This window comes from Methylomonas sp. Uni0011 (assembly GCF_056850255.1).
In genome coordinates this window covers 87,544-106,941 of record NZ_JBVVNO010000007.1, presented here as the reverse complement: position 1 = coordinate 106,941, position 19,398 = coordinate 87,544, and the positions used below count along the sequence as shown (strand labels likewise).

Annotated in this window: 16 protein-coding genes and 2 tRNA genes; 15 read left to right on the top strand and 3 right to left on the bottom strand. The window is 52.6% G+C overall.

The genetic code is table 11. From position 1 onward, the window contains the following. Window positions 1-12: 12 nt before the first annotated feature. Both dhaK and AC0IM9_RS10990 read right to left on the bottom strand, forming a co-directional pair. Complete coding sequence (gene dhaK, locus AC0IM9_RS10995; RefSeq protein ID WP_140912597.1) at window positions 13-999, bottom strand: dihydroxyacetone kinase subunit DhaK; 987 nt, start codon at window positions 997-999, stop codon at window positions 13-15. A 27-nt stretch (window positions 1,000-1,026) separates the two neighbouring features. Beyond that, entirely contained in the window at window positions 1,027-1,848 is an 822-nt protein-coding gene (locus AC0IM9_RS10990) for an HAD-IIA family hydrolase (RefSeq protein WP_482804024.1), read from the bottom strand. Window positions 1,849-2,056: 208 nt separating this feature from the next. On the opposite strand from AC0IM9_RS10990, the gene AC0IM9_RS10985 reads away from it, so the two are divergent. The 15 genes from AC0IM9_RS10985 to AC0IM9_RS10915 all read left to right on the top strand — a co-directional run bounded on the left by AC0IM9_RS10985 (window position 2,057) and on the right by AC0IM9_RS10915 (window position 17,102). Continuing rightward, window positions 2,057-2,132 (top strand) — tRNA-Phe (locus AC0IM9_RS10985). Window positions 2,133-2,154: 22 nt separating this feature from the next. Next, window positions 2,155-2,230: transfer RNA gene (locus tag AC0IM9_RS10980), tRNA-Phe, on the top strand. Window positions 2,231-2,377: 147 nt separating this feature from the next. Further along, complete coding sequence (rimP, locus tag AC0IM9_RS10975; RefSeq protein ID WP_140912599.1) at window positions 2,378-2,863, top strand: ribosome maturation factor RimP; 486 nt, start codon at window positions 2,378-2,380, stop codon at window positions 2,861-2,863. Next, on the top strand, window positions 2,853-4,364 hold the full coding sequence (gene nusA, locus AC0IM9_RS10970; RefSeq protein ID WP_140912600.1) for a transcription termination factor NusA: 1,512 nt from the start codon (window positions 2,853-2,855) through the stop codon (window positions 4,362-4,364). Before rimP ends, nusA begins: the two co-directional genes overlap by 11 nt. A 14-nt stretch (window positions 4,365-4,378) precedes the next feature. Beyond that, window positions 4,379-7,042 (top strand): translation initiation factor IF-2, encoded by a 2,664-nt coding sequence (infB, locus tag AC0IM9_RS10965; RefSeq protein ID WP_482804023.1) that lies wholly within the window; start codon window positions 4,379-4,381, stop codon window positions 7,040-7,042. 2 nt (window positions 7,043-7,044) lie between these two features. Continuing rightward, entirely contained in the window at window positions 7,045-7,440 is a 396-nt protein-coding gene (gene rbfA, locus AC0IM9_RS10960) for a 30S ribosome-binding factor RbfA (RefSeq protein WP_482804022.1), read from the top strand. Beyond that, a complete protein-coding gene (gene truB, locus AC0IM9_RS10955; protein WP_482804021.1) occupies window positions 7,440-8,357 on the top strand; it encodes a tRNA pseudouridine(55) synthase TruB in 918 nt (305 codons plus the stop codon). The genes rbfA and truB overlap by 1 nt, the downstream gene beginning before the upstream one ends. A gap of 106 nt (window positions 8,358-8,463) precedes the next feature. Then, a complete protein-coding gene (gene rpsO, locus AC0IM9_RS10950; RefSeq protein WP_064021993.1) occupies window positions 8,464-8,733 on the top strand; it encodes a 30S ribosomal protein S15 in 270 nt (89 codons plus the stop codon). A gap of 84 nt (window positions 8,734-8,817) precedes the next feature. Next, window positions 8,818-10,896 carry a polyribonucleotide nucleotidyltransferase gene (pnp, locus tag AC0IM9_RS10945; protein ID WP_482804020.1) on the top strand — a complete coding sequence of 693 codons (2,079 nt, stop codon included), beginning with the start codon at window positions 8,818-8,820 and terminating at the stop codon, window positions 10,894-10,896. 171 nt (window positions 10,897-11,067) lie between these two features. After that, complete coding sequence (locus tag AC0IM9_RS10940) at window positions 11,068-11,715, top strand: uracil-DNA glycosylase (RefSeq protein ID WP_140912605.1); 648 nt, start codon at window positions 11,068-11,070, stop codon at window positions 11,713-11,715. Further along, window positions 11,708-13,546 (top strand): excinuclease ABC subunit UvrC, encoded by a 1,839-nt coding sequence (gene uvrC / locus AC0IM9_RS10935; RefSeq protein ID WP_482804019.1) that lies wholly within the window; start codon window positions 11,708-11,710, stop codon window positions 13,544-13,546. Before AC0IM9_RS10940 ends, uvrC begins: the two co-directional genes overlap by 8 nt. Further along, window positions 13,536-14,096: a CDP-diacylglycerol--glycerol-3-phosphate 3-phosphatidyltransferase gene (pgsA, locus tag AC0IM9_RS10930; RefSeq protein ID WP_482804018.1), complete on the top strand. Its 561-nt coding sequence runs from the start codon at window positions 13,536-13,538 to the stop codon at window positions 14,094-14,096. The genes uvrC and pgsA overlap by 11 nt, the downstream gene beginning before the upstream one ends. Before the next feature lie 67 nt (window positions 14,097-14,163). Then, on the top strand, window positions 14,164-14,775 hold the full coding sequence (locus tag AC0IM9_RS10925) for a TetR/AcrR family transcriptional regulator (protein ID WP_482804017.1): 612 nt from the start codon (window positions 14,164-14,166) through the stop codon (window positions 14,773-14,775). A 42-nt stretch (window positions 14,776-14,817) separates the two neighbouring features. Continuing rightward, a complete protein-coding gene (tviB, locus tag AC0IM9_RS10920; protein WP_482804016.1) occupies window positions 14,818-16,089 on the top strand; it encodes a Vi polysaccharide biosynthesis UDP-N-acetylglucosamine C-6 dehydrogenase TviB in 1,272 nt (423 codons plus the stop codon). A 2-nt stretch (window positions 16,090-16,091) separates the two neighbouring features. Then, entirely contained in the window at window positions 16,092-17,102 is a 1,011-nt protein-coding gene (locus tag AC0IM9_RS10915; protein WP_482804015.1) for an NAD-dependent epimerase, read from the top strand. A gap of 223 nt (window positions 17,103-17,325) precedes the next feature. On the opposite strand, the gene AC0IM9_RS10910 is transcribed toward AC0IM9_RS10915, so the two are convergent. Then, entirely contained in the window at window positions 17,326-19,398 is a 2,073-nt protein-coding gene (locus AC0IM9_RS10910) for a sulfatase-like hydrolase/transferase (protein ID WP_482804014.1), read from the bottom strand.

Genomic DNA, 19,398 nt, shown 5'->3' with positions numbered 1-19,398 from the left:
GTCGCGGCCGCGCTAACAGCCCCAGCGCAACGCCGCGGTATTCACCGGTGCATCCCAGTAGCGCAATAACTCGTCGTCAAGCAATGTCAGGGTTAGCGAACAGCCGGCCATATCCAGCGAAGTGGTGAAGTTGCCGACGAGTGAGCGTTGAATCCGTATCCCGCGCCGGTTGAATTGCTGCCAAGCCAGTTCGTAAATCGAATGTAGCTCTATCAACGGCGTTGCGCCGAAACCATTCACATGCAGTAAGGCGTTTTGACCGGGTGAGATCGGCAGTTCGTCTGCGATATGTTCGGACAATTGGGCAACGATTTCGCTAGCCCTGGCTAGTTTGACGGTTTCCCGGCCACGTTCGCCGTGGATGCCGACGCCGTATTCCATTTCGTCTTCATTGAGCGCGAAAGTCGGGTGGCCCAGTGCGGGCACGGTGCAGCTGGTCAGCGCTACCCCGAGCGATGCGGTGGTTTGATTGACGCGCTCGCCCAGTGCTTTGCAAGTAGCGAGGTCGGCACCGGCTTCGGCCGCGGCACCGACGATTTTTTCAATAATGGTTGTGCCGGCGACGCCGCGCCGGCCGATGCTATGCGATTTCGGCAGCGAAATATCGTCGTTGACCAATACGCTGGCATTCGGCAAGGCCAGCATTTCGCCGGCCATTTCGAAGTTCATCACGTCGCCGGCGTAATTTTTGACGATAAACAATATGCCGGCTCCGCCGTCGACGGTCTCTGCCGCGGCGATCATTTGGTCGGGGGTTGGCGAGGTGAAGACTTGGCCCGGGCAAGCGGCGTCAAGCATGCCGAAGCCGACGAAGCCGCTGTGCAGCGGTTCGTGACCGGAGCCGCCGCCGGAGATTAGCGCCACCTTGCCGGATTTTCGTTGCTTGCGGTAGACAAAGCGCGGTTCCGGATTCAATTCCAGGATGTCGGCGTGAGCTTTTGCAAACCCTTGCAGACTGGTGTCCAGCAAGCTGTTCGGATCGTCGATGAATTTTTTCATGAAGTGTCCCCGCGAATGGAAAAAGGGTCAGGCCGGTAAGTCGAGTAACATTTGGGTGATGTCGCGAATATCCGGCACAATCCAGGTCGGGCCGAAGTCGGCGGCGTCGACATCGGCCTGGCTGGAAACGCCGCTCAGCACCATCAGGCTGCGGATGCCGGTACGCACTGCGCCGAGAATGTCGGTGTCCAGGCGGTCGCCGATGGCGATGGTCTGTTCGGGTGGTGTGTTCAGCAGGCCAAGCGCCTGGCGGTAGATGATCGGTTCGGGTTTGCCGATGATCATCGGTTTGATGCCGGTCGTGGCGGTCAACGCGGCCAGGATCGCGCCGTTGCCGTGGGTTTCGCCGCGCTCGGTGGGTAGCGACATGTCGCCGTTGGTGCCGATGAAGTGGGCGCCGGCACGTAGGTTCAAGGTCGCGGTGGCGAGTTTGTCCCAGCTCAGCTCGCGGTCCATGCCGCAAACTACCAATTGAGCGCGCGTTTCCGGTTCGGTTTCGTAGAGTCCGGTTAGGGTAAAGCCCAAGTCCAATAGTGGTTGGCGGGCGCCGATGCCGCCGATCACGAATACGCGGGTCGCCTGCGGCGGGTAGCGCTGTGCCAGATAAAGCGCGGTGGCCATGCCGGAGGTCAGAATTTCGTCCAATTCGACTTCGACGCTCATGCTGGCCAGTTTGGCGACGTACTGGTCGGCGGTCATGCTGGCGTTATTGGTGGCAAGTACGAACCGCAGGCGCCTGTCTCTCAGGGTCTGGAAGAATTCGACAATCCCGGCCTGCGGGCGGTCGCCATGCCACAGCACACCGTCCATGTCGATGATTAAACCGCGGACGTCATTGAATTCTTGCATAACTGGATTTGATGGTCGAAGTTGGCGAATGGGCAAATGCCTGTCGTAAAACCGGCTGAAACCGAGCGGAGCCGGACCTTTCAGCGGCCGGCCAATAGGCGGCGAAGAATTGCATAAAAAACCGCTTGCTGTCCAGTTCGTGGCGGTATCTGTGTTTTTTGCTTGACTAAATCCGGATAACCTAGTTTAATGCACGGCTCTTAGCGCCGCCCAGGTAGCTCAGTCGGTAGAGCAGAGGACTGAAAATCCTCGTGTCGACAGTTCGATTCTGTCCTTGGGCACCACAGATTTTTTGGATAGGCCGTAGCCCAGGTAGCTCAGTCGGTAGAGCAGAGGACTGAAAATCCTCGTGTCGACAGTTCGATTCTGTCCTTGGGCACCATTCCTAAGCGTGGTTTGAGAAACCGAAAGCCCCTTTATGGGGTTTTTTGTTTTGTGGGCTTTCGAAATTGGAATCCCATGGCAGTGTTTAACGTTTATGGAAGAGCCTGAGGCTCTTTTTTTTTGGGTTTGAAAAGGCAAGACGGCAATGAAACAGGCTCCGGAACACTTGGTGGATTTGATCGAGCCCATCGTAGAAGGGCTGGGTTACGAATGCGTTGGCATCGAATATAACCCGCATCCCTCGCATGGCATGCTGCGCGTTTATATCGACAACGAACAGGGTATTTTGTTGGACGACTGTACCAAAGTCAGTCACCAGTTGAGCGGGATGCTCGACGTCGAAGATCCGATTCCCGGCGAATACCAGTTGGAAGTGTCTTCGCCCGGTGCCGACCGGCCGTTTTTCAAGCTGAGCCAGTTTCAGCGTTTTATCGGCAGCAAAGTCAATATCAGCTTGTTTAAACCCATCGATAAGCGCCGCAAGCTTACTGGCGAAATCAAAAGCGTCGATGGCGAGACGGTTGTGATTCAAGAAGGCGAAAAATTATTCAGCGTGCCGTTTCAGGCAATGAGCAAGGCGCGCTTGGCGCCGGATTACGATTTTAATAAAGGAGGTCGCAGTGGCGAATAAAGAAATTCTGTTGGTGGCGGATGTTTTTGCCAACGAAAAAGAAATCGATAAGGAAATTATCTTTCAGGCGATCGAATCGGCCTTGGAAGCGGCCACTGTCAAACGTTACGAAAATCCGGTCAAAGTTCGGGTGGCAGTTAACCGCCATACCGGGGACTATCTGACCTACCGCCGCTGGCAGGTTGTCGACGCCAATCCGGAAATCAACGGCGATGTCGAGCATCCCGGCTGGCAAATTCTGTTGGAAGCTGCACAGTTGGATAATCCCGAGGTGCAAGTCGGCGACTATGTCGAAGAAGAGATCGAGTCGGTTGCGTTTTGCCGGATTGCCGCGCAAACCGCCAAGCAGGTGATCATTCAGAAAGTGCGCGAAGCGGAACGCAAGAAAATCGTCGAGGCATACCAAGACCGAGTCGGCGAATTGGTGACCGGTGTCGTCAAACGGCTGGAAAAAGGCAGCGTGTACTTGGACCTTGGCGGGCACGTCGAGGCTTATATCGCCCGGGAAGATATGATTCCGAAGGAGCCGGTGCGGATGGGCGACCGGGTGCGCGGCTATTTGAAAGCGGTTCGCTCCGAGCCGCGCGGGCCGCAACTGTTTGTCAGTCGCACCGCGCCGGAGTTGCTGATTGCACTGTTCCGTCTGGAAGTGCCGGAAGTGGGTGAAGGTTTGATCGACATATTGGCTGCGGCCCGCGATCCGGGGTCGCGGGCAAAAATCGCGGTCAGAGCCAACGATCCGCGATTGGACCCGGTCGGTGCTTGTGTCGGTATGCGCGGTTCCCGGGTCCAGGCCATTTCCAACGAACTGGCGGGCGAACGGGTGGACATTATTTTGTGGAATGCCAACGACGCGCAGTTCGTGATTAACGCCATGTCGCCGGCTGAAATCCAATCGATCGTGGTCGACGAAGATAAACACAGCATGGATGTGGCGGTGGCGACCGACAGTCTGTCGCAGGCGATCGGCCGCGGCGGCCAAAACGTCAGGCTGGCTACCGAGCTGACCGGGTGGGAATTGAATATTCTCGACGCAGCCCAGGTCGGCAAGAGCCACGACGAAGCTGCGGCGAAAGCCAAACAACAGTTCATGGAGCTGTTGGATGTGGATGAAGAAATCGCCGACGTCCTGGTCGATGTCGGTTTGAATAATATCGAGGAAATCGCTTACATTCCGGTCGACGAAATGCTGGAAATCGAAGGCTTCGACGAAGAGTTGGTCGAAGCCCTGCGCAGCCGGGCCAAAGACGCGTTGTTAATCAGCGCGATTGTCTCGGAAGAAAAGATCGAAACCGCCGAACCCAGTCCGGAGCTGTTGGCCATGGAAGGAATGAGCGCTGAGTTGGCCAGGGAAATGGCTGCCAAAGGTATCGTAACTTTGGACGATCTGGCGGAGCAGGCCATCGATGATATTATCGAATTTACCGGAATGACCGAAGAGCGTGCTGGTAAACTAATCATGAAAGCCCGCGAGTCTTGGTTCGCAGAGGATAAGGGCTGAGGCCGGAGGAGATTATGAGCGATAAAACAGTACAGGAATTAGCGGAAGTTGTAGGCATCCCTCTGGAACGTTTTTTGGAGCAGTTGAAGGAAGCCGGTTTGAGCGCCAGCGCGCCGGACGACGTCATTGACGACGACGAAAAAGTCAAACTGCTCGCCCATTTGCGAAAACGCCACGGTAAGACCGATGCCGATCAGGAAGCGGCAACGCCCAAGCGCATTACGCTGAAACGCAGCACCAAGACCGAATTGAAGCAATCGACTCCGCCCGGTGCCGCGGTGAAAACGGTTAGCGTCGAAGTGCGCAAGCAAAAGACATATATCAAGCGTAGCGATTTACCCGGTAGCGATGAGCAGCGGCAAGCGGAGCTGGCCAAACAAGCTCTGGAAGAACAACGCAAACAGCAGCTGCTGGAAGAGGAAAGACGTAAGCAGCAAATTGAGCTGAAACCCAAGGCCGTCGAGGAAGACGTGGTTGTGGCTGTCGAGCCACCAGCGCCAGCCGCCACCCAGGAGTTGGAGCAACCGGTCGCTGTTCAACAGGAACCCGTCGCGGAGGCTAAGTCGGAAGTTGCGGCTGTTGCAGTCCAGGTACCCGCCAAACCGGTGGAGTTGACCGAAGAGCAGCGTTTGGAGGAAGAAAAGAAGCAGCGCTTGGAAGCGGCGGTACAAAGAACGGCTGAGAAGGTCAAAAAGAAAGCCGAAGCTAAGCAACAGCAGACGCTGCATAAGAAAAAAGCCGAATTCAAGCCTTCACGCGGTCCTACTCCGGATGTCGAAGTCGATCGTGGCGGCGGCGGTGATGCGCGGCGCGGCAAGGCCAAGAAAGCGAAACCGGCCCCGCGTCGGGAAAAACCTGAATTCGAGATCGATCTGCATCAGGCTCGCCACAAATTCGAAAAACCGCAAGCGCCTACCGTTTACGAAGTCACCATTCCGGAGACTATCGTGGTCTCCGATCTGGCGCAGAAAATGAACATCAAGGCCGCGGAAGTAATCAAGCACTTGATGAAGTTGGGCATCATGACCACCATCAATCAGACCATCGATCAGGAAACTGCGGTGATTTTGGTTGAAGAGATGGGGCACAAAGCCATCATGCAAAGCGAGGACGATTTCGAGCAGGAAATGCTGGCGGAAGTGATCGGCGAGGCCGGTGAGGTCAAGCTATCGGCTAGAGCTCCGATCGTGACCATCATGGGTCACGTCGACCACGGTAAGACCTCGTTACTGGATTACATCCGTAAAACCCGCGTCGCTGCCGGGGAGGCTGGCGGTATTACCCAGCATATCGGTGCCTATCAGGTCAAAACCGACCACGGTTCGGTAACTTTCCTCGATACACCGGGTCACGCTGCATTTACCGCGATGCGGGCGCGTGGTGCGGAAGTCACCGACATCGTTATCGTCGTGGTTGCTGCCGACGACGGCGTGATGCCGCAAACCAAGGAGGCAATCGACCATGCTCGCGCCGCCAACGTGCCGATCATCGTCGCCCTGAATAAAATCGACAAACCGGAAGCCAATCCGGACCGAGTCATGCAGGAATTGGCTACGTTGAACGTGGTGCCGGAAGAATGGGGCGGCGACGTGCAGTTCCTGAAAGTTTCCGCCAAAACCGGTGCCGGTATCGACGACTTGATCGAGGCCTTGATTGTGCTGGCCGAGGTATTGGAGCTGAAAGCGCCGAAAGACGGTGTGGCTTCCGGCGTCTGTATCGAGTCGCGTCTGGATAAAGGCCGCGGCGTGGTGGCTACGGTGCTGATTCAAAAGGGTACGCTGAGCAAAGGCGAGTTCGTCTTATGCGGACACGAATACGGCCGGATTCGGGCGATGTTCGACGAGAATTCGCATGCGATCAAGTCAGCTGGCCCCAGCGCGCCGGTCGAGATTTTGGGCTTGTCCGGTACGCCGGATGCCGGCGACGAGTTCCTGGTCGTGCAAAACGAGCGGGTGGCGCGGGAACTGGCTGCGCACCGTGAAGAGCGCAAACGCTCCAGCCGCCATGCCGCGCAGCATGCGTCGAAACTGGATGACGTCTTCTCCCGGATGTCTGCGGGCGAGACCTCGACTCTCAATGTCGTCATCAAAACCGACGTACAGGGCAGTTTGGAAGCCTTGCGCGAATCACTGGTGGGCCTGTCGACCGAGGAAGTGCAAGTCAAGTGTATTTACGGCGGTGTCGGCGGTATCAACGAAGGCGACGCCAACTTGGCGCTGGCTTCCAATGCAATTTTGATCGGTTTCAACGTTCGTGCCGATGCGGTAGCGCGTAAGTTGATCGAAGAAAAAGATATCGATCTGCATTACTACAGCATCATTTACGAGGCGATCGATGAAGTTAAGCGTGCGATCAGCGGCATGCTGGCGCCGGACATTCAGGAAAAGATCGTCGGTTTGGCCGAGGTGCGCGACGTATTCCGTTCGCCGAAGTTCGGCGCGATCGCCGGCTGTATGGTCGTCGACGGCTTCGTCAAACGCAATTTGCCGATCCGGGTGCTGCGTAACAACGTGGTGATTTTCGAAGGCCAATTGGAGTCGTTGCGTCGCTTCAAAGACGACGTCAACGAAGTCAAAATGGGCATGGAGTGCGGTATCGGCGTCAAAAATTATAACGACGTCAAAGCCGGCGACCAGATCGAAGTTTACGAACGTATCGAAGTTAAGCGGGAAATCTAAGCATGGGCAGAGAATTCGGCCGCAGCGAGCGGGTCGCTTCGGAGATGCAGAAGGAATTGGCCATCATCATGCAGCGCGACGTCAAGGATAGTCGGCTTGGTTTCGTGACGATCAACGAGGTCGAGCTGTCCAGGGATCTGGCGGTGGCGAAAATTTTCGTCACGGTATTGAACGCCGACGATGCCGGTAAGGCAGCCAATGTCAAAGTGTTGAACGAGATATCGCCGTTCATTCGCCATGAGTTGGCGAAGCGGATGCGCTTGCGGCATATCTCCGAATTACATTTTTACTACGACAATTCGTTCGATACCGGTATGCGCGTCGCGGCGCTGTTGCACGATTTGGAAGGCGGTAAGCCCGTTGCGGCTAGCGACGATACTCCGGAACAGGACGTTTAATGGCGAAACGCAAGTCTGGGCGCGATGTGCACGGCATCGTGCTGCTCGATAAACGGCTGGGAGTGTCTTCGAATCAGGCGCTGCAGGAAGTAAAAAGGTTGTTCAATGCCAACAAAGCGGGCCATACCGGGGCGTTGGACCCGCTTGCCACCGGGCTTCTACCGCTTTGTTTCGGCGAAGCGACCAAAGTATCGGCGTTAATGCTGGACGACGACAAGCGTTACTTGGTGACGATTCAGTTGGGGGTAATGACCGATACCGGCGACAGCGAAGGTAAAGTCATTGCCGAAATGCCGGTGCCGCCGTTGGAAAAGCGTCGCCTGCTGGAGTGTCTGACTGAATTCGTCGGCGAGATCGAGCAAGTGCCGCCGATGTACTCCGCGCTCAAATATCAAGGCCAAAAACTGTATGAGTTGGCCAGGGCGGGCAAGACCGTCGAGCGGCAGGCTAGACGTATCAAAATATACCAGCTGCAGTTGGTGGCGGCCGATTTCGAGCGCGGCAGCTTGACGCTGGATGTCTCCTGTTCCAAAGGCACTTACATTCGTTCGCTTGCCGAAGATATCGGTCATCGCTTGGGCAGTTGCGCCAGTGTCACGATGCTGCGCCGCACCGCTGCGGGCATGTTTGACATCGGCCAAGCTCATACGTTGGAGGGGTTGCAGGCAATGGATTCTGAACAATTGCAGCAGGTTTTGATCGCATTGGACCAACCGTTGCTGGGCATGCCGGAAATTGCTTTGACTGCCGAACAAGCGGAGCGGGTTCGCCAGGGGCAGCGTATCCGAGTGGCGGAAGCCGCTGCCGAGCGGGTCAGAATCTATTCGCCTGAGTGTTTTTTGGGGTTGGGGGAAATTTCAATGGATGGTAAACTAGCCCCGAAAAAACTGTTTCATCTGGATAGTCAAACTGTTTGATTATCCGGGTCTATGCATCGTCGCTGCACCCTATTGCGGAGACGGTGCCATCCTTGCCATCGTCAGATGGTTTTTTAAAATCAAAATTAATCGATAGGGATTAAGAATGTCATTAACTGCAGAACAAAAAAAAGCCGTCGTTGAAGAATACCGTTTGTCGGAATCCGATACCGGCTCGACTGAAGTCCAGGTTGCCTTGTTGACCGCCAATATCAACCAACTGACTCCGCACTTCGCTACCCACAAGAAAGACAATCATTCGCGCCGCGGTCTGTTGCGCATGGTTAACCAACGCCGCAAACTGTTGGATTATTTGAAAAACACCGATGTGGCGCGTTACCGTTCCTTGATTGAACGCCTGGGTATCCGCAAGTAACACAATCTGGAAACGGCGCACGGGGCGCCGTTTCTGCTTTAGGGCAAAATTTTCAGCATAACCTTTAATCGAAGGAACCTTATAGTGAATCCTATCAGGAAACAATTTCAGTACGGCGATCGTCTCGTCACGTTAGAAACCGGCGAAATTGCCCGTCAAGCCAACGGCGCGGTGATTATCGATGTCGAAGGCACCACGCTATTGGTGACCGTGGTCGGCAAAAAGGAAAGCAGCGGCGGTGATTTTTTTCCGTTGACTGTCGACTATCAAGAGAAAGCCTTTGCCGCAGGTAAAATTCCCGGCGGATTTTTCAAACGCGAAGGCCGTCCAAGCGAGAACGAGACGCTGATTTCTCGCCTGATCGATCGCCCGATTCGTCCACTGTTTCCCGAAGGTTTCACTAACGAAGTACAGATCATCGCTACCGTGCTGTCGTTGAATCCTGAAATAGATACCGAAGCCCCGGCTATTCTGGGCGCTTCCGCCGCACTGGCCGTGTCCGGCCTGCCGTTCAACGGTCCGTTGGGCGCTGCGACCATCGGTTATATCGATGGCCAATACGTGTTGAATCCGACCTTGCCGCAACTGAAAGAATCGCGTTTGCGCTTGATGGTTGCCGGCACTAACAAAGCGGTGTTGATGGTGGAATCGGAAGCCGATTTGTTGCCTGAAGACGTTATGCTGGGCGCAGTATTGTTCGGCCACGAGCAAATGCAGGTTGCAATCAACGCGATCAACGAATTTGCCGCCGAAGCCGCCGCTCCGGCAATCGCTTGGACGGCTCCGGCCGATAACGAAGCCCTGAAAGCCGCCGTTGCCGCCGAAGCCGAAGCGCAAATCAAAGCCGCGTACCAAATTCCCGAGAAGTTGGCGAGACAGGATGCGCTGAGCGCAATCCGTAGCGACGTCGTGGAAAAATTGACTGCGGAAGGTCTTTACGACGAAAAAGCCATTCGCAATGTGATCGAAACTCTGGAATACAACATCGTCCGTGGTGCAATTCTGAACGATCGCAAACGTATCGACGGCCGTGATTTGACCACCGTGCGGCCGATTACGATTCGTACCGGCGTATTGCCCAGAACCCACGGTTCTGCGTTATTCACCCGCGGCGAAACTCAGGCCTTGGTCGTCGCGACTTTGGGTACCGAGCGCGATGCGCAGATCATTGACGCGTTGGCTGGCGAATACAAAGACACTTTCCTGTTCCACTACAACTTCCCGCCGTTCAGTGTGGGCGAAACCGGCCGTACCGGCTCGCCGAAACGCCGCGAGATCGGTCACGGTCGTCTGGCGAAGCGCGGCGTGCAATCGGTGTTGCCGAACATGGGCGAATTCCCTTACGTTCTGCGCGTGGTATCTGAAATCACCGAATCGAACGGTTCCAGCTCGATGGCCTCGGTTTGCGGTAGCAGTTTGGCGTTGATGGATGCCGGCGTGCCGATCAAGGCTCCGGTGGCCGGTATCGCGATGGGTTTGATCAAAGAAGGAGACCAGTTTGCCGTGTTATCCGATATTCTGGGTGACGAAGATCACTTGGGCGATATGGATTTCAAAGTGGCCGGTTCCGAGAACGGTGTCACCGCTCTGCAAATGGATATCAAGATCGACGGCATCACGCCGGAGATTATGAAAGTCGCTCTCGACCAAGCCAAGCAAGGCCGTTTGCATATTTTGGGCGAAATGAACAAAGCCCTGTCCTGCTCTCGCGAGACGATGTCCGATTTCGCGCCGCGCATCATCAGTTTTAAAATCGATCCGTCCAAAATCCGCGAAGTCATCGGTAAAGGCGGCGTGACAATCCGGGCCATAACCGAACAAACCGGCGCCAGCATCGATTTGACCGACGACGGCGTCGTAAATATCGCCTCGGTCGATAAAGCGGCTGGTGAAGAAGCTAAACGGATGATCGAGGAGATTACCGCAGAAGTCGAAGTCGGCAAAACCTATGAAGGCAAAGTCGTGCGCTTGATGGATTTCGGGGCCTTTGTCACGATCTTGCCGGGCAAGGACGGTTTGGTACACATCTCGCAAATTTCCGATGAGCGGGTCGAGAAAGTCAGCGATAAGTTGTCGGAAGGCGACGTGGTCAAGGTCAAGGTGTTGGAAATCGATCGCCAAGGCCGGGTGCGCTTGAGTATGAAAGAAGTGGATAACAACTGATCGCTTAGCGCTTATCGCAGTGACAAGAAAGGGCCGTAAGGCCCTTTTTTATTGTGGGTTACCTGTGGTCCCCTGTGCTAAACGCTTAATTAAACGGCCGGATTTTGCCGTAGCCGCGGCAGGATTTTGTCGGGTCGGGTAAAATCAACGCAGTCTTACTTTGTCTGTGTCATGCTACCTTCTAATTTCTTTAATCAGGATTGCCGGGATTGTCCGCGTTTGGCGGGGTTTCTCGATGATGTCAAACGTAAATACCCCGATTACCATGCCTTGCCGGTTGCGCCTTTCGGAGATCCGGAAGCGAGACTGCTGATTGTCGGTTTGGCGCCGGGAATGCACGGTGCCAATGCCAGCGGTCGGCCCTTCACCGGGGACTATGCCGGCTTGCTGCTTTATCAAGCGTTATACGATCACGGTTTTAGCAATCAGGCGGAGTCTGCCGCGTTGAACGACGGACTGGTCTTGGCCGACTGCCGGATCACCAATGCCGTCAAGTGTCTGCCGCCGCAAAATAAACCCACCGGCGATGAAATAAAACGGTGCAATCACTATCTGGCAGCGGAAATCCAGGCCTTGCCTGAGCGCTCGGTGATTTTGGCTTTGGGTAATATCGCCCACCAAGCCGTACTGCGTGCTTATGGCTTGAAAAGCAACGCTGCCAAATTCGGCCATCACTCGCTGTTTCAATTGCCGGATGGCAACACCTTGGTCAGTTCCTATCATTGCAGCCGCTACAATGTGCAGACCAAGCGTTTAAGCCCGACAATGCTGGCCGAAGTGTTTTCGACCGTTCGTTCGTTGCTGATTGGCCGTGACTGATACCGACCCGGCCGGATTTGATGCCAAGGCGTTCATCAAAACGCTGACCCAGCGTCCAGGCATATACAAAATGCTGGACGCGGCAGGCGAGATCATTTACATCGGCAAGGCCAAGAATCTGAAGAACCGGGTGTCGAGTTATTTCAGGACCAACGCCGCTTCACCCAAGCAGCAGGCCATGGTGGCTAAAGTGGCCGGGATCGAGGTCACCGTTACTCATACCGAGGGCGAAGCTTTGCTGCTGGAAAGCCAGCAGATCAAGCGGTACAAACCGCGTTACAACATCAGTTTGCGCGACGACAAATCGTATCCCTACGTTTTTATCTCCAGTTTTCACGATTTTCCGCAGCTGACGTTTCACCGAGGCGCCAAGAAACGGCGCGGCCGATATTTCGGGCCTTATCCGAGCGCCAGCGCGGTTAAGGAAACCTTGAAGTTGCTGCAGAAAATATTCCCAGTCCGGCAATGCGAGGATTCTTATTACAGCGCCCGCTCCCGGCCATGTTTGCAATACCAGATCGAACGTTGCACCGCGCCTTGCGTCGGCTTGGTCAGCACAGTGCAATATGCCGCCGATGTTGAAAACACGATATTGTTTTTGGAGGGGAAGGGCGGATTGTTGATCGATCGCTTGGTTGCCAAAATGGAGCTTGCCGCCGCAGAACTGGAGTTCGAGCAAGCAGCGATTTACCGGGATCAGATCGCCAGATTGCGAGCGGTGCTGGAGAAACAATGTGTGGAGGGCGAACGCGGCGACGTCGATATTGTCGCCTGCGCCGCAAAAACCGGCATGGCCTGCCTGCAGGTATTTTACATTCGCAACGGCCAGCACTTGGGCAATCGCCAGTTTTTTCCGAAGATGTTGGAAGAAAGCCAGCCGGAGGAAATATTGCAGGCCTTTATCGCCCAATATTACTTGGAAAAAACCGTGCCGCAGGAGTTGATCGTAAGCCACGCCTTGCCGGAATCAGCTTTGGTCGCCGAGGTCTTGGCCGAGCAGGCCAAGCACGCGGTGGCGATCTCGAGCAATGTGCGCGGGGAACGTCTGAAATGGCTGCAGATGGCCGTTACCAATGCCGAAAATGCGTTGAGCGCCCGCTTGGCGGATAAACAAGGATTGTTTGGCCGATTCGCCAGTTTGCAACAGGAATTGGGTTGCGATCTGATCCCGAGCCGGTTGGAGTGTTTCGATATTAGTCATACTCAAGGCGAGCAGACCGTTGCATCGTGCGTGGTGTTCGATCGGGATGGGCCGGTGAAGAGCGATTACCGCCGCTTCAATATCGAAGGCATTGCGCCGGGCGACGATTATGCTGCGATCTATCAAGCCGTTTCCCGACGCTTCAAGCGCTTGAAGCAAGGTGAACATCGGGCACCGGATATTTTGTTTATCGACGGCGGTAAAGGCCAGGTCGCTGAAGCGGAAAAGGCTTTGGCCGAATTGGAGATAAACGATGTTATGATAGTTGGGGTTGCCAAAGGGCCCGATCGCAAAGCCGGCATGGAAAAAATTATTCTGGTCGGTAATCAACAGCCATTGGACGTAACGCCGGGAGCGTCGGCTTTGCTGTTGATTCAGCAGATTCGCGATGAGGCGCATCGTTTTGCTATAACCGGCCATAGACAGCGGCGCGGTAAAGTCAATAAGCAATCGGTATTGGAGGATATCGCCGGACTGGGGCCGAAAAGAAGACAGGTTCTGCTGAAACAGTTCGGCGGTTTGCAGGGAGTGTCCAGTGCAGGCGTGGACGCTTTGGCCAGTATAGATGGCATTAGCCGACAATTAGCACAGCGGATTTACGATACGTTTCACCACCAAGATGGCCATTAGATTCACAATTCCGACTTACTTGACTTTGCTGAGGATTGCATTGATCCCGTTGCTGGCCATTGTGTTTTATTTACCTTGGCAGTATTCGAATATTGCCTGCACTCTGATTTTTTTGGTAGCCGGCGTTACCGATTGGTTGGACGGTTACTTGGCCAGAAAAATGAATATGCAAACGGCTTTCGGCGCCTTTTTGGATCCGGTGGCCGATAAATTGATGGTGGCGATCGTTCTGGTATTGATTGTGCAGGAGCAAGGTAATCCTTTCCTGGCGGTACCGGCAGCCGTTATCATCGGCCGGGAGATTGCCATAGCCTCGTTAAGAGAATGGATGGCGGAAATCGGTCAACGCGCCAAGGTTAAGGTGTCGTTATTGGGAAAATGGAAAACCACGGCACAAATGACCGCGGTCAGTTTGTTGTTGTATCGGGAAGACTTGTTCGGTCTGCCGATCAACTCGATAGGTTATTGGCTATTATACTTGTCGGCAATATTGACGTTGTGGTCTATGGTCAATTACCTGGTGGCGGCGTTTTCCACCATTAGCGAATAAAATAATAAAGCGGTATTAATACTGCAATAACAGAGAGTAAACAGCAGGTAAAGCTGTATAAAAGAGCATGGAACAAGAATTAGAATCGACATCAGAGATTGAGCAGAAAAAAACGGTCAGTCAGGACGAAGTATTGCAAGCGGCATTGAAACTATTTGCTGAAAAAGGCTATTTCAATACTTCGTTGACCGATATTAAGAATGCCCTGGGCATTAGAACCAATAGCGGTATCAACCAGTTTTTCAAAACCAAACAAGCGATCGCTCAGACTTTACACGAGAATATTCTCGATAGTCTGAGCATATCGGTCGACGATATTCGCCGTCGTAACCGTAAAGCGGCGGAACAACTGCGGGAAATAGTAGACTTATTATTCCGTTTAACCGACGACGCGCCGGAAGTGGTGCAGTTCCTGTTGTTTGTAAACAGCGATGAGTTTCTGGCCGAACCGAAACCTTTATTGGATACGGCGGCGTTTGTCAAAATCAAGCGCATTTTTCAGAACGGTGTCAAAGACGGCGAAATTAAGGCCATTGATCCGTTACTCGCCTACACTTACTTTTTTGGCATCATCAATCATACTTTGGAAATGGTCTTGAAAGGGGGGCTGCCTAAAACGGCCGATAGTTACCTTTCTCAAGCCTGGTTGATGGCGTGGGGTTGTATCGCCAAGAAATAGCGAACTCAAAAAGTACCAGTGCGGTAGTGGAGGATTTAGTTGATGTTGGACAACGTTAAGATTGGCATGATTGGTCTGGGCTATGTCGGATTGCCGTTGGCAGTGGAGTTTGGTCGGAAGTATCCGACGGTCGGTTTCGATATCAATCGGCATCGTATCGAGGAGTTGCGCGCCGGCCGGGATCATACTCTTGAAGTCAGCGGAGAGGAACTGGCGGCAGCCACTAGACTGACTTACAGCGCGGATTTGCAGGATATCGCCGATTGTTCGGTTTACATTGTCACGGTTCCCACCCCGATCAACGAACATAAGCAACCCGATTTGACGCCTCTGCAGAAAGCTAGCGATTTGCTCGGCAAGGTCGTCAAACCAGGCGATATCGTCGTTTACGAGTCGACGGTCTACCCGGGGGCGACTGAAGAAGTCTGCGTGCCGATACTGGAACGGGTTTCCGGATTGAAATTCAATCAGGATTTCTTCGTCGGCTATAGCCCCGAGCGGATTAATCCTGGCGACAAACTGCATCGGGTGACAAATATTTTGAAGGTGACTTCCGGCTCGACCCCGGAAATTGCCGAAAAAGTCGACGCCCTCTATAAGAGTATTATCGCTGCTGGAACCCATAAAGCCAGCAGCATTAAAGTGGCCGAAGCCGCCAAAGTCATCGAAAACACCCAGCGCGACGTCAACATTGCTTTAATTAACGAACTGGCCTTAATCTTCAATAAATTGGGTATCGATACCGAGGAAGTCTTGCTGGCAGCCGGTACCAAATGGAATTTTTTGCCGTTCAGACCCGGCTTGGTTGGCGGTCATTGCATTGGCGTGGATCCTTATTATCTGACCCACAAGGCCCAAGCGATCGGTTACAACCCGGAAGTCATCCTGTCCGGCCGGCGTATTAACGACGGTATGGGCGTATACGTGGTGTCGCAACTGGTCAAGTTGATGCTTAAAAAACGGATTCACGTTCAGGAAGCCAACGTACTGATCATGGGTTTGACATTTAAGGAAAACTGCCCGGATATTCGCAATACCCGAGTAGTGGATATTGTGGCCGAATTGCAGACCTACGGCGTCAATGTCGACAATTACGACCCTTGGGTCGACGCTAATGAAGCTCGGCACGAATACGGTATTTCTCCAGTCCAGCAGCCCGATAAGGGCAAATACGATGCAATCATCCTGGCGGTAGCCCACGATCAGTTCCGGCAAATGCCGATCTCCGCGATCAGAGCTCTTGGTACGCCGCAGGCGATAGTCTACGATCTGAAATATTTATTTCCGGCCGATCAAACCGACGCAAGGTTGTAAACATGAGAATTATGGTGACCGGCACAGCCGGTTTTATCGGTAACCATTTGGCTGTTAAGTTGTTGGAACGCGGTGACGAAGTTATCGGCATCGATAACCTCAACGACTATTATGACGTGAATCTCAAACTCAGCCGTTTGGATAGAATCAAAAATCATTCCGGGTTTACCGATATAAGGTTGGATATTGCCGACCGGGCCGGAATGGACGCGGTTTTCAAGAAGTACCAACCGCAAAAAGTAGTCAATTTAGCGGCTCAGGCGGGGGTACGCTATTCGTTGGAAAATCCCCATGCTTATATTGATAGCAATATTGTCGGCTTTATCAATATCCTGGAAGGTTGTCGACACCATAAGGTCGAACATCTGGTTTATGCCTCGAGTAGTTCGGTTTATGGCGCTAACGAATCGATGCCGTTTTCAGTGCATGACAATGTCGACCATCCATTAAGTCTGTATGCCGCCTCAAAAAAGGCGAACGAATTGATGGCGCATACCTACAGTAATCTGTATCAGCTTCCAACTACCGGATTGCGCTTCTTCACCGTTTACGGGCCTTGGGGGCGGCCAGACATGGCGTTGTTCCTATTCACCAAAGCCATTTTGGCGGGTGAAAAAATCAAGGTATTTAACTACGGTAAGCATCGGCGAGACTTCACCTACATAGACGATATCGTCGAAGGCGTCATGCGCACCTTGGATCATAACGCGCAGGCCAATCTCAACTGGGACGGATCGAATCCGGATCCTGGTACAAGTAAAGCGCCGTGGCGCGTTTACAATATCGGCAACCAAAATCCGGTGGAGCTGATGGCCTACATCGAGACGCTGGAGCGGTTTTTGGGCAAAACGGCGGAGAAAGAGTTGTTGCCGTTGCAACCCGGTGATGTCCCCGACACTTACGCTGATGTCGAAGCCTTGGTGAGCGATGTCGGCTACAAACCCAATACCAGCATAGAGCAGGGCATACAGCGCTTTGTTGAATGGTATTTGGACTACTATCGTTCCTGCTGAGGCTTTTCAAAGGTATAGCGGTAACTTGAGTTCCGGCATGCTTTATGGTCGGAACTACAAATCTGGCGGTTCGGATGAATCCTTTGTCGGCAAACACTTCCAGTTCGGCAAAATTTGTGGATGCCGGTCGGTACTTAATATTTTCGATTATTGGCACTCGGCAAGTGAGTGTCGAGCCTTTATAAAGTCGCCCATTTTCGCAGAGTACTACGCTTGAGCGAGATCAATGAGCAGCGATTAACGAATCGTTTGCAATGTGTGCATCCAGCAGTAATTTCAACTCTGCAAATATCAGCGGGAATTGATCCGTAACATCGCGATAAGGATCGTTTTCTAAGTCATAAAGTTGGTAAACGGGGCCGTCGTAGGTTGGAATGTAAATCAGTTTCCACTTGTGATTTTGGATAGACCTGTTTTTGGCCTGGATGACGGTAGGATAAAGTTGCTCATTGATTACCAGCGTCCCGGTTTTTTTATTAGGGATATCCAATAACTCGACGATATTCGGATAAAAAATCTGCCGTGGATGTAATCCGGGAATTCGTCCCAGCCAGACTCCGGTTTCTTGGTATGCGAAAAGTTCTGGAGACGTCCGGGTTTCGAGATAGGGCACCAAACTGATACCGTCGATGTTGGCCGGCACCGGCAGGTCCAACAGTTCCAGTAAGGTCGGCATCACGTCAATAGAGCGCGTGACCGGTGTAAAATCAATGCCGCTCGGAACGCCAGGGCCTTTGATTATCAAAGGAATCCGGCCGCTCGGGTCGTTGCCGACTAATGTATTTCCCTGTCCCCAGCACCCGGTTTCGAAGAAGTCGGCGCCATGGTCGCTGTAAATAATTATTATCGTGTTGTCGGCCAAACCCGAATGCTCGATATAATCCACTATCCTGCCAACTTCGTCGTCGAATTGTTTTACGCAACTGTCGTATAAATTATTGATTTGTTGGATATCGAAAAAGTCGGCGTTTTTTTCTTGTTTTTCAATAATTTCTTCGGCGGATGCCAGTCTGGTCATAATAAACCGCGATTCGCCTTTGTAATCCGCCGGTGTAAATAAATTGTAATAAGGATATTCCGAATTGAAGGGAACGTGGGTGGCCGACGTAAATAAGTTAATGAAAAAAGGTTGCGATTTTTGGCCGCAACGCTGTAGATAGTTTCTACATTCGCGTCCCATTTGGCGGGTTAAAGGCGAGCCGGCCAAGTAATAGAACTCCGGTAGAAAACGTTTTCCGAGCGGATTTTTGGTAAATAAAGACAAAACGTTTCTAATCAAAGAAGAGCCTTGCCTTAGTAATAGTTTAATATTCCATTGGTCTTCGGCTACAGAGAGTTCCGAAAAATTAAAACTCAGTTTTGCAAAATCGGCACCACACCAATCGGATATGGCGGCTGTCAGGTAGCCGTGTTGATTAAGCAAATCTATTAATGAGGGTTGGGGCAATTTGCAATCCGATTCGGACGGATAGTTATCGCGTATGCGGTGATTTTGCGGCCAGAGGCCAGTGAGCAGCGAAGTCAGGCTGGGGGCGGTTCTGGCGAGAGGTGTAATACAAGTTTTTAGGCTGACGCCTTGAGAGCGTAATTTGTCTATGTTGGGTGTCAGATTCCGTGGATAACCGTTGCCGCCGATACGATCGCAACGTAACGTGTCGGCCCCTATCATGACAACGTTCATTTTATTTTGTTTGGTCGACTGAATTACGGCCGGTTCTTTTTCGCTAGCTGCACAGTGAATGTATGTATATAAAGCGGCTAACCCCGCTATATAAATTAAAAATGACAGTTCGCCTTCAGCGGTTGAAAAATAAAACGCAGATATCCAACCTGAAACAAAAAACGCCAACAGAAAATATTTGCAAAATTTAATTAAATTGGGAGATAAAAGCTTCCACAGAAAGAATAGTCGCGAAAATCGATATTGGAAAGACAGTTGAATGCTTCCCGGGTTATACAGTAGTTGGTGTAAAAAAAAATAAAGCGTAATGATTGTGCTGGAAAAGATGCAGCCCATCAGATTGCTAACAAAATTAAAGTCTATCAGAGTGGACGTTCTCGAAAGAGTATAAACGGCTACGGTACCTGGTAGTGATGTTAGAAAGAATATGATAAATAGCCAAAAAATCAGTCTGGCAATGGCGTATAAAAGATAGTAGCCAAATCTTTTTTCTATTTCTCGCTGTATGCCTGGTCCGGTTCTGGAGTAATTACAGAGCGCGAGAATTATAACGGTAAGGGCAAAGCAGAAAGCAATAATGGAACTGCTATAGAGCGATATTAGTGTTTTTTCCAT

Bases quoted from the DNA above. Each gene is read 5' to 3' on its own strand.
- dhaK (WP_140912597.1), bottom strand. From the start codon at position 999: ATGAAAAAATTCATCGACGATCCGAACAGCTTGCTGGACACCAGTCTG.
- AC0IM9_RS10990 (WP_482804024.1), bottom strand. From the start codon at position 1,848: ATGCAAGAATTCAATGACGTCCGCGGTTTAATCATCGACATGGACGGT.
- rimP (WP_140912599.1), top strand. From the start codon at position 2,378: ATGAAACAGGCTCCGGAACACTTGGTGGATTTGATCGAGCCCATCGTA.
- infB (WP_482804023.1), top strand. From the start codon at position 4,379: ATGAGCGATAAAACAGTACAGGAATTAGCGGAAGTTGTAGGCATCCCT.
- rbfA (WP_482804022.1), top strand. From the start codon at position 7,045: ATGGGCAGAGAATTCGGCCGCAGCGAGCGGGTCGCTTCGGAGATGCAG.
- truB (WP_482804021.1), top strand. From the start codon at position 7,440: ATGGCGAAACGCAAGTCTGGGCGCGATGTGCACGGCATCGTGCTGCTC.
- rpsO (WP_064021993.1), top strand. From the start codon at position 8,464: ATGTCATTAACTGCAGAACAAAAAAAAGCCGTCGTTGAAGAATACCGT.
- AC0IM9_RS10940 (WP_140912605.1), top strand. From the start codon at position 11,068: ATGCTACCTTCTAATTTCTTTAATCAGGATTGCCGGGATTGTCCGCGT.
- pgsA (WP_482804018.1), top strand. From the start codon at position 13,536: ATGGCCATTAGATTCACAATTCCGACTTACTTGACTTTGCTGAGGATT.
- AC0IM9_RS10925 (WP_482804017.1), top strand. From the start codon at position 14,164: ATGGAACAAGAATTAGAATCGACATCAGAGATTGAGCAGAAAAAAACG.
- tviB (WP_482804016.1), top strand. From the start codon at position 14,818: ATGTTGGACAACGTTAAGATTGGCATGATTGGTCTGGGCTATGTCGGA.
- AC0IM9_RS10915 (WP_482804015.1), top strand. From the start codon at position 16,092: ATGAGAATTATGGTGACCGGCACAGCCGGTTTTATCGGTAACCATTTG.
- AC0IM9_RS10910 (WP_482804014.1), bottom strand. From the start codon at position 19,398: ATGGAAAAAACACTAATATCGCTCTATAGCAGTTCCATTATTGCTTTC.